The sequence below is a fragment of the Rhodococcus sp. MH15 genome, assembly GCF_019266045.1.
Classification (GTDB): domain Bacteria; phylum Actinomycetota; class Actinomycetes; order Mycobacteriales; family Mycobacteriaceae; genus Rhodococcus_F; species Rhodococcus_F qingshengii.
The window spans coordinates 54,876-71,428 of record NZ_LPNP01000053.1; the positions used below are offsets into that span (position 1 = coordinate 54,876).

Sequence of the window (16,553 nt, forward strand, 5' to 3'; positions counted from 1 at the left end):
ACGCAGTGGTGTCACTGCGCGAAGGTCAACCTCATAAGGCGCGGCCGATGAGTTCCTTCATGATCTCGTTGGTGCCGCCGTAGATCTTCTGCACGCGGGAAGCGGCGTACATCTGCGCGATCGGGTACTCCATCATGTAGCCGTAGCCACCGAAGACCTGCAGGCAGCGGTCGACGATCTCGCACTGCTTGTCGCTGCCCCACAGCTTGGCCATCGACGCGGTCGCCGCGTCGAGGGTGCCGTCGAGGTGACGCTGGATGCAGTGGTCCATCAGGGTCTTGCCGGCCAGCACGTCGGTCTTGCACTCGGCGAGTACGAACTTCGTGTTCTGGAAGTTCAGGATCGGCTTGCCGAAGGCGTGACGTTCCTTGGCGTACCTGATGCTCTCCGCCACCGCGGCCTCGGCCACCGCGACACCGCCGACACCGAGGATCAGCCGCTCACGCTGCAGCTGACCCATCAGCTGGTAGAAGCCCTGCCCCTCGACGCCGCCGAGCAGATTCGCTGCCGGCACCCGCATGTCGGTGAACGACAACTCGCGGGTGTCCTGGCCGTGCTGGCCGATCTTGTCCAGCACCCGCCCACGCTCGAACCCCGGAAGATTCTCCGTCTCCGCGACGAGCAGCGAGATACCCTTGGAACCTTGGCTCGGGTCCGTTTTGGCGACGATGACGAGCAGGTCGCAGTGCGACGCGTTCGAGATGAACGTCTTCGAGCCGTTGATCACGTAGTGGCCGCCGTCGCGAACCGCGGTGGTCCGTACGGCCTGCAGGTCCGAGCCGGTGCCGGGTTCGGTCATCGCAATGGCGAGGACGCTCTCACCGCTCGCACATTTCGATAGCCAGCGCTTCTTCTGGTCCTCGGTGGCATAGGCGGCGATGTAGTGCGCGACGATCGTCGAGTGCACGGCGAAGCCGAACGCGGTGTCGTGGGCGTAGGCGATCTCCTGCTGCACGATCGCCTCGTGGCCGAAGTTGCCGCCCCCGCCGCCGTATTCTTCGGCGATGTCGAGGCACAGCAGTCCCGCGGCGCCGGCCTTGGTCCAGAACTCGCGGTCGACCTGGTGCTGCGCGGCCCAACGGTCCTGGTTCGGGGTGGCTTCCTTGCGGAAGAACTCGGCGGCGTGCTTACGCAGCAGCGCCTGATCGTCGGTCTCCCACGGGGAGCGGTAATCGGGGAACAGCTCGCTCATGATCGGTCCTACTTTCCGGTGAATTCGGGGGCGCGCTTGGCGAGGAACGCGGCCTGGCCCTCGCGGCTGTCGGCGGAATGGATGGCAACGTGAAAGTTGCGCTTCTCGTGCTCGAGTCCTTGCGCCAGAGAGGTTTCCAGGGCCTGGAGGGCGGCATCCTTGGCCAGCGCCACCGCGAGCGGTGAGTTGGCGGCGATCCGCTGCGCCATGGCGACCGCCGCTTCGAGGGCGGTGCCGTCCGGGACGGTCTCGGCGACGATGCCGGCCGCGCACGCCCGCTGTGCGGACAGGAAGTCGCCGGTGAGCAGTAGGGCCATCGCCTTGGACTTGCCGACGGCCTGAATCAGGCGCTGGGTTCCGCCGCCGCCCGGGATCACGCCGAGCTTCACCTCCGGGACACCGAACTTGGCGGATTCGCCGGCGATGACGATGTCGCAGGCAAGCGCCAACTCGCAGCCGCCGCCGAGTGCGAGGCCCTCGACCGCAGCGAGGACCGGCTTCGGGAATCGGCCCAGGTCGGCCCAGATGGTGCCGCCCAGCGCGGCTCGATCGCCGAGCAGCGACTGGTCGCGAATGGCGTCGAAATTGGTGATGTCGGCTCCGGCGCAGAAGATCCCGCCGGCGCCGGTGAGCACGATGGCACGGATCTCGTCGTCGTGCCGAGCCGCGACGAGCTCGGTGTTCAAGGCGGTGAGCACCGCCTCGTTCAGACTGTTGCGAGCCTTGGGCCGGTTGATCTCCAGGATCAGGAGGTGGCTGTCGCGGGCCGTGCGTAGCGGGGCGTTGTCGGGGTTCATCGGACGTCCTCGTAGACGTTGGTGTGCGCGGCGCGCATGGCCTTCTTGTCGAGCTTGCCGACGCTGGTGCGGGGCAGCTGGTCCAGATACAGGACGGTCTCGGGCAATTGCCATTTGGCGAATGCATCGGCGAGCAATTCGTGGATCTCCGACAGTGGAAGTTCCTGCCCGTCGGTCGTCACGACGAGTGCTACTGGACGCTCCTGCCACTTCGGGTGCGGGACGCCGATGACGGCCGCCTCGGCGATCTTCGGATGGGCAACGAGTGCGTTCTCCATGTCGATGGAGGAAATCCATTCGCCACCCGACTTGACCACGTCCTTGATCCGGTCGGTGATCTTCAAGTAACCATTCGGGTCGATGGTCCCGACATCGCCGCTACGCCAATACCCGTCGAGGAACTTGTCGGCGTCGTCGTCGAGCTTGTGATAGCGCTCGATGATCCACGGTCCGCGCAGCAGCACTTCACCCTGACTCGTGCCGTCGTGCGGGAGATCGTTGCCTTCCGCGTCGACGATCCGGATGTCGATGCCGTTGACCGGCAAACCCTGCTTACGCTTGAGATCCCACTTCTCCTCGTCCGAGATCACACCGCGCAGCGAGGGCTTCAGTCCCCGGTTCACCGCGACCAGAGGGGTGGTCTCGGTGGCGCCGTAGGCGTGGATGACGTCGGCTCCAGTGATGTCGTGGAAGTCGCGCATCAGCGACAGCGGCGGCTCGGTGGCACCGGACAGCAGCCGCGCGCGGGAGAAGTCCGGTGCGACCGCAAGCGTCTTGATGTAGTTCATCATGGGCTGGAAGATCGCCGGCGCACCGTTTGCGACGGTGACTTGCTCCGCGATCATCGCGTCCACGAGGACGGATGTGTCCTCGGCGATGTAGCGACCGGGCAGCACGATTTTTGCGGCACTGTAGGCGGCCGCCTGGGGTAGGCCCCAGCCCTGGCCGTGGAACATCGGCGTGATGAGCATGACGGCATCGTCGCTGCTCATCCCGAGTCCGGCGACCTCGGCGAGGGTGTGCAGGTAGATGCCGCGATGCGAGTAGTAGATGCCCTTGGGCCTGCCGGTGGTGCCGGTGGTGTAACACGCGCTGTAGGAGGAGGTTTCGTCGATGACCGGCCAGTCGATCTCCGGGCCGGCGTCCGCGAGCAGGTCCTCCCAGTGCACCGCGTGCGGGAGCGTGGTGGTGATGTCGGCCAGCGGCTTATCGGTCATCACCACCCACGTCTTCACGTTCGGCGTATGCGGTGCCAGCGCCTCGGCAACCGGAAGCAGCGACTCGTCGATGAGGACCACCGATGCATCACTGTGTCCGGTGACGTAAGCGAGATCCTCTGGCGCCAAACGCAGGTTCATCTGCAACATCACGGCAGCGAGGCCGGGAATCGCCCAGTACAGCTCGTAGTGCCGCTTGCTGTTCCAGTCGAGGATCCCGACCACATCGCCCGGCCCGACGCCGATCGAGCGAAGTGCATTGGCACTTCGTTGGATTCGCGCGTAGGCATCGGCGTAGGTGTACCGGTCCCAGCCGCCGTCCGCGGTGCGGTACACGATCTCCTGCTCGGGATAGGTGCGCGCGGCGTGCCGGATGATGGTGGTGGTGTTGAGTTGATAGTGGTCGCCGTGGGTGGAGGGCAGGCCCCTCACGATCTCGTGGCTCATGACGTCCTCAGATGCGTTCGATGATGGTGGCGTTCGCGGTGCCGGTGGCCTCGCAGACGGTCTGCAAGCCGAACCTCTTGCCGGAGCGTTCGAGTTCGCAGAGCAGGTCGGTGAGCATCCGGGCTCCGGTCGAGCCCAGCGGGTGGCCGAGGGCGACGGAGCCGCCGTTGACGTTCAGCTTGTCGTCCGGGACGCCGAATTCCCGTTGGAAGATCAGCGGCACACCGGCGAAGGCCTCGTTGACCTCGAACAGGTCGATCTCCTCGACGGCCAACCCGCTTCGGCCGAGCGCCTTGTGGGCGGCGTCGAGGATCGCGGTGAACTGGATGATCGGGTCGGCGGCGGCGACCGACAGCGCGCGGAACCGGGCGCGTGGGATGAGGCCGTTGCGCTCGGCGTACTCGCGGTCGGCGATCAGCAGCGCGGCCGCGCCGTCGCTGATCTGCGAGGAGTTGGCCGCCGTGGTCCGCCCGTCGGCGCCGAACACGGCTTTCAGGCTCGCCATCTTGGCGGGGTCGATGTGCTCGCGGATGCCCTCGTCCGAGTCGATGACCGGACCGGTCGGGTCGTCGGGGTCGGCGGTGATCGGCACCATCTGGTCGCGGAACTTCCCGGCCCGCGTCGCGGCGTGCGCCCGCTCGTGGCTGCGAGCGCTGAACGCGTCCAACGCCGCTCGGCTCAGGTCGAACCTCTCGTTCATCAGCTCCGACGACGGGCCCTGCGCCATCAGCCCACCGTCGTAGCGGTCGAGTTCGCGCGGGCTGTACTGCGGGCCGAGCGGCGCGCCGGGCAGGAACGCCGGAGGCATCGGCACCCGTGACATCGACTCGACGCCGCAGGCGATCACCAGGTCGTGGGAACCCGCCATCACCGCCTGGGCGGCGAAGCTGACCGCCTGCTGCCCTGAACCGCACTGGCGGTCGATCGTCACCGCGGGGACCGACTCGGGCAGCCCGGCGGCGAGCACCGCGTGGCGGCCGAGATTGCCCGACTGGACATCGTGCTGGATGACGCAGCCGGTGATGACGTCCTCGATCGCGGCGGGGTCGACGCCGGCGCGGGCCACAAGCTCCCGCAGCGTCTGCCCGAGCAGGTCCACCGGATGCCATGCGCTGAGGATCCCTCCGCGACGGCCGACCGGGGTCCGGACCGCGCCGACGATAACGGCCTCGCGAACACTCATGACAAAGCTCCTTGTGCTGAATTACGGGGTGCCGAATCGCGGATTCCGATCAGGGGAATGTCGAGGCGCTTCGCGACCTCCTCCCATTCGCGCGTCGGCTTGGAAAGAAACGTCTGCTCGAGCTCCTCCTGGGTGCCCTCGACACCGAGACCGGCGCGGGCGCGCTCCCAGAAGTGCGGCTCGAGCGCGGCCAGCGCGACGTGGCCGTCGGAGCTGGAGTAGATCCGGTAACCGGGATGCGCCCCGCCGAGCGGCGCGCCCGCTCCCATCAGACCGTGCCGAACTGCGGCGCCGGCGTCGGCGGCCGCCTGTTCGAGGACGACCCGCTCGCGGTGTCCCACGCCGGACTCCGCGGCCACGCGCAGGGCGAGCAGGGCCGCGGACACGGCGCGCTCGGCGCCGAGCAGGTCGGCCACCGGGACGGTCGGCATCGTCGGCGGCTGGAGAGTGCCGTGCAGGGCCTGGTACGTCAGGTCATGGCCGGGCTGCTCCGCCGCGATCCCGTCGTGCCCGACGATCTCGATATGCGACAGGTGCGGATTCGCCGCGGTCAACTCGTCCAGGCCGAGCTTGACCAGCGCCGAGGGGCGCATGGCGGTGAGCATCAGGTCGGCACGCGACAGCTCGCGCGCCGCCACCGCCCGATCAGCGGGGTCCTTGAGGTCGAGGGTCACGACCCGCTGGCCCACAGTGAGCTCGTCGTACCACGTCGGCGCCACGGCCCGCAGCGGGTCGCCGGCCGGCGGTTCGATCTTGGTGACGGTGGCGCCCAGCGCCCGTAGCCGCGCGGCGGCGAGCGGGCCCGGCAGATTGATCGCGAGCGACACCACCTGCACGCCCTGCAGCGAACTCGACTGCGACATCATCAACCCCTTTTTGACTATACTGATGTATAGCCATTAATGCGCATGTACTGTCTAATGTCAAGGGTGTATGCTTTTTTCTCTGATAGGAGGCAATTTCTGTGACCGACCCCCGCGCCAGTGACGAGGACCTCACCGCGAAGGCCCGCATTCGCAACGCCGCGCTCGACCTCTACGCCGAGCGCGGCGAGGATCGCGTCTCGATGCGCGCCGTCGCCGCCGCCGCCGGGGTCGCCGTGGGATTGGTGCAGCACCACTTCAAGACCAAGGACGGGCTACGCGTCGCCGTCGAGCAACTGGTCGTCGACTATTACGCTCTGGCGATCGCCTCTGTGCCGGACGAGGGCGCCCCAGCGCAGGTCGCCGCCGCTCGAGACGAGGCGGTGCGGCACATGCTCGCGACGCATCCGACGGTGGTGAACTACATCCGGCGCGCTGTGCTCGATCCGCAGGGAAAGAGCGAGTTACTCGAGCGGCTGACCGACCTGAGTCGCAGAGAGATCTCCAAACTCCGCTATTCGGGCAAGACCTCGACACGGCGATCCGAGTCCTCACAGGTCATCGGGCTGATGGTTCGTCAGCTGGGGCAGCTGCTCATGCAGCCGATGATCGATGACATGTGTGACTTCCTCGACCGGACGGGCGTGCCGCACAGCGACAAACTGACGCTCTCCGTGACCGTAATCTAGCGGTAGTTTGTTGGGTCAGGTCGGAGGTAGAGGTGCAGGCCGTGGCCTGTTTCGCGGCTCAGGAGAGACTTCCGCCGACATGCGTCGTCAGGTCCTGAGCGGTCATCCGCCACCCTTCGACTCGCGCTACTCGTCGTCGTCGGCGTCCGGGTCGCGCAGCGGTCGGTGAACTCCGCTGGGGTCGGGCAGGTGGAAGCTGTAGTGCCCGTCGATGCCGATGTGGGCGCGCACGAACGCCGACAATCGCTCGACATCGGTGTCGAGCACCGGGTATCCGCCGGCTCGCAGCGCGGCGAGGGCGCGGTTCTCGTAGACGGTGTTCCACACGACGACGCAATTGAGCACCAATCCCAGCGCCGAGAGCTGGTCTTCCATGCCCTCGTAGTAGGCGCGGGTCATCTCGCCCTTGCGGCCGTGATAGATCGTGCGCGCCAGGTCGTGACGACCCTCGACGAGATTGGACTGGGCCTTGCCCTCGCGCCGGTAAGGTTCGTCGTCGGCCAGGCGCAGGATGTGCAGGGTCTTGAAGATCCGCCCGAAATGGGCGATGGCCTGGCCCAACGCGGTCGGCTGCCCGTCGCGGGAGATCATCCTGGTGACCTCGTGCGCCGACACCTCACCGGAGTGGATCGACACCGCGATCCGGCACATGTCCTCCCAGTGCGCGGCGATCTTGGCGGTGTCGATCACCCCGCGCGCCGCCTTGTCCAGCGGCCCGTAGTCGGCTCGGGCGTCGATGCGCCACAACCGCTGATCGGGCAGGTTCGCCAGCTGCGGCCGGTACTGGCGGCCGATCAGATGCAGCAGTCCGAACACGATGTCGGAATACGACCCGGTGTCGGTGATGATGACCTCCGGAATCCGCCCGCCGTGCTGGGACACGATCACGTCGATGGTGTGCAGCGAATCGCGAGGTGTTCCGCGCAGCACCTTGCCTGCCAGCCCGGCGGACTGGTCGTTGAGCATGTTCAACCAGGTGATGCCCAGTTTCCGGCCGAAGTACTTCGGGTTCGGGCGGGCGTTATGGGTGCGCACGGGCACCACGAACCGCATCCCGTCCACCGAGGCGACCAGCCCGCCGCCCCACGCTTGGGCCAGGGGGATGTCGGCCTGGGCGTCGACCAGCACGGCGTTGGCCGCCTCGATGGTCTCGGCCCGCACGTAGCACTGGTCGACGTGCAGCAGCCGATCCCTGGTCAGGGCGTCGACACCAGGCGTTGTCACCGGTTTGAACCCGACGTTCATCGCATAGGAACAGAGCACGGCCGCCACCGACAAGCCGAGGTCGGCGACGCGGGCCTCGTTGCCCGAGGTGTGGGTGAACGCCTCGGTGAAACCGGGATGCCAGCTCATCACCTCCGTGACCAGTTCCGGCAGGTCCACACGCGGGATCATCGCCTCCACCCGGCGGCGCAGGTCGACCAGCGACGCGGGCTCGGCCTTGGCGTCCAGCGCGGCGACGTGCAGTTTGCCGTCGGCGTCGATGCTGGCTGGGGTGTCCTCGCCCAGCCGTGCGGCCAACTCCCGATAAGCGGTCTCCAACGCCGTCGCGTGATCGGTCAGCAGCTGCGTCGGCGCGGCGGGCAGGCCCAGCGCGTTCATGCCGGCGTCACGCGCAGCCTCCCAGGCTTCGCCTGCCAGCAGGTGCGCCCGCGGGTCGCGCCACCGCGACGAACGCACCGCGAAGATGCTGCGGTGCTTGAGGTGTCGGTGGAACTGTTCCAACACGCAGATCGTGTAGGAGTTCCGGTCGACGGTGCCCTCCGGTCGGCCCGGCGTGTAGATCAAGCGCTTCCACGCGCCGACGATCAAGTCGTGGTCGACCTTGCGGGCGTCCAGCAGGTTTGCCGGGATCTTGCCCGACGACCTGGATGTCAGCAGCTCGGCGAGGGTCTTCATTGCCGCCAGGACGGCGGCGCCGTCACTGGTCGCGCCGAACTCGATCGTGTCCATCAGCATCGACAGGAACGGGCGGACCGTGGCGAACTTGCCGGCCAACTCGATCAACCGCTGCCCATCCAGCTCCGCGTCGTCGGCGGGCACCAGCTCGTCGACCGCCTGGACCGCGTGCCGCAACTCGGCCCGGGTGACGGTCTTCTCGATCATGTCCAACACCACGCCCAGCCCGACGTCCTGGTTGACCTCGACCATCTCCAGCAGCACCTTCACCGCTGCCGCGAGCTTGCCTGCGTTGCGTGACACCCTCGGATAGCGACGCAGCTTCTCCTCGCGAGACTCCCGCTCGGCCTTGGACAGAAGCTTCGTCGTCATCAACATGTCGAAGGTCTCCAACACGTCGTCGACCGCCCGCGCGCTCAACACAACGACCGTCGCGGCCAGCACCGCCAAGCGCTGCTCACGCGTGGGCAGCCGCCGCAGCGCGGCGGCCTTGCTCGCCAACCCGTAGGTCGCCAACCCCGTCAACCGACGCGGCGGGATCGCCCTCACGTCGATGCTGTCCACCCCGACCGCTTGCAGGTCGACAACCCTGCGCAGCGCCGCGAGCATCCCCTTCGACGACGCCTTGAACACGCCCTTGCGCAGCCGCTCCAGCTCGCTGACCTTCTGCCCGCCCTCCGCAGGAACCTCCAGCAGCCGCAACAAGGCAGACGCGGACTCCGAGGTCAGCTGCTCGCCGAGCTGGCGCCACAACCGGGCGTCCGCCGCGTTGCGGCCGTCGCCGATCAGCCGCTCCAACGTGGTGATCCCCGGCAGCAGCGCCTGACGCTTCCGCAGCCATGTCACTGCGTCGCCGAAGATCGCCTTCGGTCCGTCGCCGGTCATCCACGCCTGGTCGACGATCCACGACGTGAGCTCCGACTCCATCTCGCCGAACGGCTTGAGTCCGTACACCTGCTGGATTTCCCAGGCGTGTTCGAGCTTGGTCTTCTCCCGATCGGTGTACCGCTTCACCATCGACGGATCGGAGATCTCCAACTGCTCGGCCAGATACTCGATCAACGCGGGCGGGACATCCAGCGGATCAGCCAGGAACATTCCCAGGTGACGCACCGTCACCACCTGCACCGCGAACCCCAGACGGTTGTAGTCGCGCCGCCGCGCAGCGATCAGCCGCCGGTCCTCGTCATCCAAGTAGCAGTAACGCTCCAGCTCCTGCCGAGACAACGCACCGAACCGGCCATAGCCGCCCTCATCAGTCACGACGACATGAAATCACCTACAGCGCAAGGTCGCTCGGCGATTGCCCCTTAGCGCCGGATTTCGTCAATCTGCTCCCCGACCCCCGATTCGTAGGTGGTCTGTGGGGCGCTCGCCGCCCCCACACCCCAGGCAGCCTCCAGGATGACGGCCGCGAACACCAGCGCAACCCGGCAAGGTCGCAGCCCATCCCCTCGACCCGCCGAGAGCTACCGCACCGCCACCCAGCACCGCAAACGAAAAGCATGTTTGCGGTGCTGGGCAGCAGCACGGTCGAGACGCACTCAGCCGACGGGATGACCTACAACCCACCCCAGACAAAAGACAAAAACCGCAGGTCAACGTCCTTTTTTCAGTGGAACACCTCACATTAGTTACGTTCAAATTAACATGTTAAAAACATCCAATCACCGGTTAAAGGGGTTACAATTAACCTATGACAAACACCGAAGTTACCACCTCCGCGCTCGCTGATCTTGCCGCCGCAACCGCAGCCCTCGACGCTGCAATGTCCGGAAACTCCAATCCGGATAGCGGATTCCTCGACATCACCGATCTTGTCCGCGCGTTCGGCGCCGCACGCGAAGCAGCCCCGGCAGCCGGACACGCCGACGCCGAAATCCTCGAGGCAGCTACCCCCGCCGACGAAGACGACGACAAGACCACCAGCAACAACTAACACCACCCGCGATCCCCGGCCCCAGTGCCGGGGATCGCCCCAAAACTCACCCGAACCGACGAAGGGACCAACCCCGACATGCTCACCATCAATCACACTGAAGCCGAAGGCACCATGATCGATGGAACCAGCCGAGGCGACGGAACCGGCGAGATTCTCAAAGCTCAGCAGTGGCGCTGGTCCCGCAACCTAGGTGCTTGGTACATCCCCCGCAGCCGCGACGTTGCACCGAAAACCGCCCGCATCAACGCGACCCGCGCCGCACTCGAGGCCGCAGGCTTTAACGTCACAGTGACGATTCGGGCCGGGGTAAGAGGTATGGCCGAATCCGAGGCAGATCGCGCCCAACGGCAAGCCGACCGCGTCGACGCACTCGACGCGAAAGTCGAGCGCAAGACCGCCGAGGAAGACGCGGCCGACCGCAAAGCGCACGAACTCACCAACCGGTATCCGATGGGCCAGCCGATCTTGGTCGGACACCACTCCGAGGTCCGCCACCGCCGCGACCTTGCCAGGACACAGGCCGCCAGCACCGCAGCAGTCGAGGCATACCGCGAAACCCAACGCGCCAAAGCCAAAGCCGACGCCGCGCGATCGACCACCGACAGCCGATACAACCCCGGCAGAATCGCCCGCCGCATCGACACACTCGAGGCGGATCTACGCAGAGCGCAACGAGCACGCCACGGAGTCGCCCAGTCGCTACGCACCAACGAAGCCGGAAAGTTGGAACTCGGAAACTTCCCCGCGACCGGCGACTACCGCGCCGAACTCGACGACTCAATCGAGCGACTGACAACCCAGATCACCTACTGGAAAGACGTCCGCGAGGCCCAAGAAGCAGACGGAAAGAAGCTCTACACCCGCGCCGACATCAAGCCCGGCTATCACGTCCAGGTCTGCGGACGGTGGTGGAAAGTGAAGCGAGTCAACGCAAAAAGCGTCAGTTGCGAGACCGAATATTCGTGGACCGACACCGTCAAATACGACTCGATCAGCTCAGCCCGAAACCCCGAAACCGGAGACGTCATAGCCCCCGGCAGCGCAGCAGCCTAGACCCGATCTGTGGAGCGTCGCCACCCGCGACGCTCCACAAAGCGTTACAACCAACACCATAAACACCACGCAACTAACGCGATAAATGCACCCGCACCAGAACCGAAAGGCCAGCCATGCAGCGCACCACGACCCCCGCCGACGACACCACAGCACTCGCCGACGCCCTCGAACGATTCGCAGAAGTGTTCAGCCACGCGGATACCCACAGCGCTCTCGGGCAGTACCTCGCGTGCAGCGAAGCCGACGCACTCGCCGCACTCCTCACCCTCGCAGGCCGCGCCGACGCAGCACAATCGCTCATCGAACACCACGGCCGAAGCGACGAACCGGACGAGAACCACTATCGGAAGCCGGTCCGAGCAGGGGAGAGCACGCCGAAAGTCCAGTGACCCGGATCACGTTAAATAGGCTCTAATTAACCGGTTAAAAACGGTAGAAGTCAGGTTAATTAGGTTACAATTAACCTATGGCAAACACCGAAGACATCACCCGCGGACTAACCCTCGAGGTCTATCGCAACGCCCATCACGGAGATTGCACCAACGGCGGAATCACCTCATGCGCAACCCGACTGATCCTCGTCGGAGTCCTCGACTGCACCGAGTGCACCACCGGATTCGTCTACCCGGCACCGAAGCCGATGCGCGTATTCAACACCAGCGACGAAGCGCCAGCGGTCGCCCTCGAGATCCGCAGGCACTCGTTCGGAACCGGAGCAAGGGCACTCGCCACGTACGGCAATTTCGTCCCCGTCCATTGGGACACAACCGCCGAACGCTACGTCCGCACCCATTCGTGGACCATGTTCGGCGGCAACTTCGCCTCGACTTCCGACAGTCGACTACCCGAGTACGCCGAGACCCAGCTCGGCTACCGCTGCGACATCTTGAAAGTTCACGACCGCATCGAGAACTAGCCCCCACCAAAACGGCGCGGAACCGGACAGTTGGACCCTGCCCGGTTCCGCGCCCTCAGTCTAAGAGAGGCAACCATGCCCACCGTTGCACACCTGCCCGCACTCGTCATCGAGACGGACGGCACGATCCACCCCGAGCAAATCCCCGTCAGCAGCTATTGGGCAGGGACCACCGAGAAAGTCCGCGCCGAACATCACGGCAGGGGAGCGGCATTCGACGCAGTCCGCGACACGTGGGCACTCTTCCACCCGATCGGAGACACACCCGGTATCGCGTGCATGGCAGTCGGAGCCAACCATCAGGCCGACGAACGCCAGCCGATCAACGAGACCGCAACGGTGATTCTCGCCCGATACGGCGCAGCACCCGAAGCGCCGCTACGAGGCAGAGCAGTAATTCTGTCCGGAAGCGATGCCCGCCCCGGCCCGCTCTTTCACGGAGTCGCGGCAGTGCTGACCACTCATCTACAGAGAGAGTTGTCGGAGGCAGCCACGACAGCAGCCGCCTAGTTGCCGAGTATGGCCCGTATGCAAGAGTGGAAACCGGCCATAATCGCAGGTCAAGAGCTTATCGGGGTGATATACCTCATGTTAAATAGGTTCTAATTAACGTGTTAAAAACATTCAATAAGCAGTTAAACAGGTTACAATTAACCTATGACAAACACCGAAGTTGCCACCGCCCAGCTCGTCCACGCCGACCCCGCAACGCTGCTCACCGACCGCAACAACCGACGCGAACTGCGCCTCGACGCCCAGTTCCTCGCCAGCATTGCCGAGTCGGGCGTACTAGTTCCCATCGTCGCAGTCCGCACCGCCGACGACACCCTACGAGTGCGGATGGGACACCGCCGAACCGCCGCAGCCGTCACCGCCAAACTCGCGACTGTCCCCGTCTATGTCGTCGGAAACGAGGCCACCGGCGACGACGCAGAGATCGACCGACTCATCTCGCAATGGTCGGAGAACGAACACCGCACCGGATACATCGAGGCCGAGCGACTCGACAACATCGAACAGTTGAGCTTGCTCGGAGTCAGCGCCGACCAGATCGCAAAGCGTATGAAGATCGAACGCCCCACCGTCGACGCAGCCCTCACCATCGCCAACAATACCGCCGCCCGCGACCGCCTCGAAGACACCAGCCTCACCCTCGACCAGGCCGCAGCCTTCGCCGAGTTCGAGGACGACCCCGACGTCTTGGACCGCCTCGAAAACGGCCTCAGGTTCGGACGTCTCGACCACGAAATCCAACGGCAGAGAGACGCAAAGGAGCTAAGCGCCAAACGCGCCGCTGCCGCACAACCCCTCATCGAACTCGGATTCCGCAACCTCGATCGCAGGCCCAACTACGGCGGCACCACCGCCGTTCGACTCGACTACCTCGTCGACGCAGCCGGAGACGCGGCAAACGACGAAACCATCGACCCCACACACCTCGCAGTCTTCATGGAACACAGCGACAGTTACGCCATCATCGAGACCGGCGAACCCGTCGACGAAGACGACATCGACTTCGAGGCCGACGAAGACGGAGAACCCGAAGATGGACTGCACCACCCGCGAGCGATTGCCAACACCGATCTATGGGAGCCGGTCTACTACTGCACCGACCTCGCAGCCGCCCAGCTGCACCGCCGCGACGGACGAGGCAACACCACCGCAGCCACAGGGGAGACCAGCGAACAAAGGGAAAAGCGACTAGCCGCACACCGGCAGGTCATCGACAACAACAAAGCATGGAACAGTGCCGAGACGGTTCGCCTGCAATGGCTCACCACCTACCTTGCCCGCAAGACCGCCCCGAAAGGATCAGCCGCTTTCGTCGCCGATACCCTCGCCCACCGGCGCGGCATCATCGGAGGCTTTAAGGTTGGCAGGACAATAAACGCACTACTGGGCACCGAAGACACCGTCGAGGGCTACCGATCTACCCCCGGCATCGCCGCATTGATCGCAAAGGCCACCGAAGGCCGCGCCCAGGTGCTCGTCCTCGCCGAAATCCTCGCCGCCCACGAAGCCGTCACAGGCAAGCACGTTTGGCGAAACCGCGACGAAAACACCGTTGCCTACCTGCGCTACCTCGAGAGCATCGGCTACAGCCTCAGCGAAATCGAAACCACCGCCTGCACAGTCGGACACTGACAAACCGGGAGAGGGCCGACCAGCCCTCTCCCGATCTCAGGTGGTGTGGCCGGCAAGCCAGGCATCGAGCCTGGCCCGCCGGCAATTCCAGCACCTCACCCACCGAATAAAGACGGCAGAACAAGCCCCATAAATACGACCGAACTAACCGCATAAATTATTGTTAAACCCACCGCAATTAAGTAGTATTTACCCACCACGAAAGGACCGCTCATGGCCCCCCGAATCATTGCTGTCGTCAACCACAAAGGCGGCACACTCAAGACCACAAGCACGGTCAACCTCGCACAATCCATCGTCGAGACCGGCCGCACCGTCCGCGTCATCGACATGGACGAACAAGCCAGCGCAACCATCTGGCTCGGACTCGAACCCGAAACCGCCGAACATGACGTCCTGTCCGTCATCATGCGCCAATCCAGCATCGAGCAAGCCACCGTCACCACCGAATCCGGAATCCAGGTCGTACCGGCCACCAAGGAACTCGGCAACGTAAACCCCTACTTCATGAACAAGCCCGGATCGCACGAAATCCTGCGCCGCGCCCTCAGTGAAGCCCCCGACGTCGACTTCACCCTCATCGACTGCCCCGGCAACTTCGGTAACACCACCATCAGCGCACTCGTCGCCAGCAACGAAATCCTCGTACCCGTCAGCACCGGATCAATGGAACTCGAAGCCGTCCTGCGCATCGAGGACTACATCGCCGAACAGGTCGAGCTGCTCAATCCCACCGCCCGCCTGAACCACATCATCTGCGGCCGCGTCGAAATGCAACAGGTCATCGACCAACAAGTCATCGCCGCACTGCGCGAGAGCTACCCCGACCAACTGATGAAAACGATCATCCCGAAATCAGTCCGCGTCACCGAGAGCTACAGCGCCCACGAACCCGTCGTCACCTACTCGCCATCGTCGACCCCCGCACGCGCATACCGAGACGCAGCACAAGAACTGATCGAAAGGGCTCCACAATGAGTACCCCCGCACGCAAGCCCGGCCTCGCCAACAACCCACTCGCGAAACGCGAAAGCCGACTGCCCAACCTCGTACAAGCCGCGGCCGGCGGATCCACCGAAACCCCAGCCGAAACCCCCGCGCCGGCTGTGGAGAAGAACAAAGGCGGACGACCGAAGGGGAGCGGCAGCAACCTCGACACCGTCAAATCCTCCATCACCTTCACCAAGAGCCGACTCGAAGAAGCACGCAACGCCGTCGAATTCCTCAAAGAAGACCCCACCGCACCGCGCAGCCTCACGAACCTCATCGACCTCGCGCTCTACAAACTCCTTGCCGAACTGCGCGACCAGTACAACGACGGCAAAGAGTTCCCCGAGCGCGAAGGAAAGCTCAAGCCAGGCCCCAAGTAACAACCGAAAAAACCCTTGAATCGCACCTAATTAACACTGCATTATCAGTGAACTAAGGTGCATATAAGCGGTAAAAAACCAACAAAAAGGACCCTGACGGTGCTCGCAACACCACCAGGGCCCCGAGCCACAGAAATGGACTGTGACCATGAGCGATCCTATCGGCCACCCACGAACACCGCGACGCGCACGTTGCAACCCCGAGCCGAACGCACCAGAGCCAAACTTCTCACCGCCGCCGCAACCAAATTCGACTCAGTCGGCTACCCGTTGGCCAGCATGACCGACATCTGCACCGACGCTGAAACGACCAAAGGCGGAATGTACTTCCACTTCGCATCCAAAGAAGCGATCGCACAGCAGCTGATCACCGACTGGTCGGACGAGATGCACCGAGCTTTCTCCGACGTCGCCGCCACCGACGAACCGGCCACAGAACAACTGGCAACCGCATTCCTCAGCCTCGCGCACCACATCGAAAACCCAAATCTTCGAGCAGGGATGGAACTCAGCCTCGAACCCTCAATCGACGGTGCCCAACATGCCTACTGGCAGTGGGTCGACAAGACCAGCGACATCGTCGACCGCGCCATCGCAACCGGCGAGATCCGCGATACCGACACAGCGCACCGACTCGCCTGGAACCTGTGCGCAGGATTTACCGGCGCCGTTCAAGCCTCCGCAGTCCTTCGCGAAGACATCAGACTCACAACCCGCATCGCCGACGCAATCACCGCCCACCTGACACCGGCCAGCCAACACAAAATCCCGGCAACACCCTAAACCCACCTGAAACACTGAACGCCACACACCAAACAAGGACGGGCATGCCGAACC

Annotated in this window: 16 protein-coding genes; 10 read left to right on the forward strand and 6 right to left on the reverse strand. The window is 64.6% G+C overall.

Translation table 11 applies throughout. The features are described from left to right. Positions 1–31: 31 nt before the first annotated feature. Genes ATN37_RS02275 through ATN37_RS02295 form a run of 5 tightly spaced genes read right to left on the reverse strand, consistent with a single transcriptional unit; the run spans position 32 to position 5,699 of the window. Positions 32–1,192 (reverse strand): acyl-CoA dehydrogenase family protein, encoded by a 1,161-nt coding sequence (locus ATN37_RS02275; protein ID WP_011331214.1) that lies wholly within the window; start codon positions 1,190–1,192, stop codon positions 32–34. A gap of 8 nt (positions 1,193–1,200) precedes the next feature. Further along, positions 1,201–1,989, reverse strand: coding sequence for an enoyl-CoA hydratase/isomerase family protein (locus ATN37_RS02280; RefSeq protein ID WP_011331215.1), 789 nt, complete (start codon positions 1,987–1,989; stop codon positions 1,201–1,203). Beyond that, a complete protein-coding gene (locus tag ATN37_RS02285) occupies positions 1,986–3,653 on the reverse strand; it encodes a long-chain-fatty-acid--CoA ligase (protein ID WP_011331216.1) in 1,668 nt (555 codons plus the stop codon). The genes ATN37_RS02280 and ATN37_RS02285 overlap by 4 nt, the downstream gene beginning before the upstream one ends. A 7-nt stretch (positions 3,654–3,660) precedes the next feature. Next, positions 3,661–4,836 (reverse strand): thiolase family protein, encoded by a 1,176-nt coding sequence (locus tag ATN37_RS02290; RefSeq protein ID WP_011331217.1) that lies wholly within the window; start codon positions 4,834–4,836, stop codon positions 3,661–3,663. Further along, on the reverse strand, positions 4,833–5,699 hold the full coding sequence (locus tag ATN37_RS02295; protein ID WP_011331218.1) for a CoA transferase: 867 nt from the start codon (positions 5,697–5,699) through the stop codon (positions 4,833–4,835). The genes ATN37_RS02290 and ATN37_RS02295 overlap by 4 nt, the downstream gene beginning before the upstream one ends. A 101-nt stretch (positions 5,700–5,800) precedes the next feature. Here ATN37_RS02295 and ATN37_RS02300 point away from each other — a divergent pair, with 101 nt between their 5' ends. Then, entirely contained in the window at positions 5,801–6,388 is a 588-nt protein-coding gene (locus ATN37_RS02300) for a TetR/AcrR family transcriptional regulator (protein WP_011331219.1), read from the forward strand. A gap of 126 nt (positions 6,389–6,514) precedes the next feature. Here ATN37_RS02300 and ATN37_RS02305 read toward each other — a convergent pair whose 3' ends face one another. Then, positions 6,515–9,550, reverse strand: a complete 3,036-nt coding sequence (locus ATN37_RS02305; protein ID WP_011331220.1) for a Tn3 family transposase — start codon at positions 9,548–9,550, stop codon at positions 6,515–6,517. A gap of 433 nt (positions 9,551–9,983) precedes the next feature. On the opposite strand from ATN37_RS02305, the gene ATN37_RS02310 reads away from it, so the two are divergent. The 9 genes from ATN37_RS02310 (at position 9,984) to ATN37_RS02350 (ending at position 16,499) form a co-directional block, all read left to right on the forward strand. Beyond that, the gene (locus ATN37_RS02310; RefSeq protein WP_218694685.1) at positions 9,984–10,226 is read left to right on the forward strand and encodes a hypothetical protein; all 243 of its coding nucleotides are present in this window, start codon (positions 9,984–9,986) and stop codon (positions 10,224–10,226) included. 78 nt (positions 10,227–10,304) lie between these two features. Next, on the forward strand, positions 10,305–11,282 hold the full coding sequence (locus ATN37_RS02315; protein WP_218694686.1) for a DUF3560 domain-containing protein: 978 nt from the start codon (positions 10,305–10,307) through the stop codon (positions 11,280–11,282). Positions 11,283–11,398: 116 nt separating this feature from the next. Next, positions 11,399–11,674: a hypothetical protein gene (locus ATN37_RS02320; protein ID WP_218694687.1), complete on the forward strand. Its 276-nt coding sequence runs from the start codon at positions 11,399–11,401 to the stop codon at positions 11,672–11,674. Between the two features lie 77 nt (positions 11,675–11,751). Beyond that, positions 11,752–12,201, forward strand: coding sequence for a hypothetical protein (locus ATN37_RS02325; RefSeq protein ID WP_218694688.1), 450 nt, complete (start codon positions 11,752–11,754; stop codon positions 12,199–12,201). Between the two features lie 75 nt (positions 12,202–12,276). Continuing rightward, positions 12,277–12,711 carry a hypothetical protein gene (locus ATN37_RS02330; protein WP_218694689.1) on the forward strand — a complete coding sequence of 145 codons (435 nt, stop codon included), beginning with the start codon at positions 12,277–12,279 and terminating at the stop codon, positions 12,709–12,711. 147 nt (positions 12,712–12,858) lie between these two features. Beyond that, a complete protein-coding gene (locus tag ATN37_RS02335) occupies positions 12,859–14,346 on the forward strand; it encodes a ParB N-terminal domain-containing protein (RefSeq protein WP_218694691.1) in 1,488 nt (495 codons plus the stop codon). Positions 14,347–14,559: 213 nt separating this feature from the next. Then, complete coding sequence (locus ATN37_RS02340; protein ID WP_182262050.1) at positions 14,560–15,324, forward strand: ParA family protein; 765 nt, start codon at positions 14,560–14,562, stop codon at positions 15,322–15,324. Further along, the gene (locus ATN37_RS02345; RefSeq protein WP_218694693.1) at positions 15,321–15,716 is read left to right on the forward strand and encodes a hypothetical protein; all 396 of its coding nucleotides are present in this window, start codon (positions 15,321–15,323) and stop codon (positions 15,714–15,716) included. Before ATN37_RS02340 ends, ATN37_RS02345 begins: the two co-directional genes overlap by 4 nt. A 135-nt stretch (positions 15,717–15,851) precedes the next feature. Next, positions 15,852–16,499 carry a TetR/AcrR family transcriptional regulator gene (locus ATN37_RS02350; protein ID WP_256933111.1) on the forward strand — a complete coding sequence of 216 codons (648 nt, stop codon included), beginning with the start codon at positions 15,852–15,854 and terminating at the stop codon, positions 16,497–16,499. Positions 16,500–16,553: the final 54 nt, after the last annotated feature.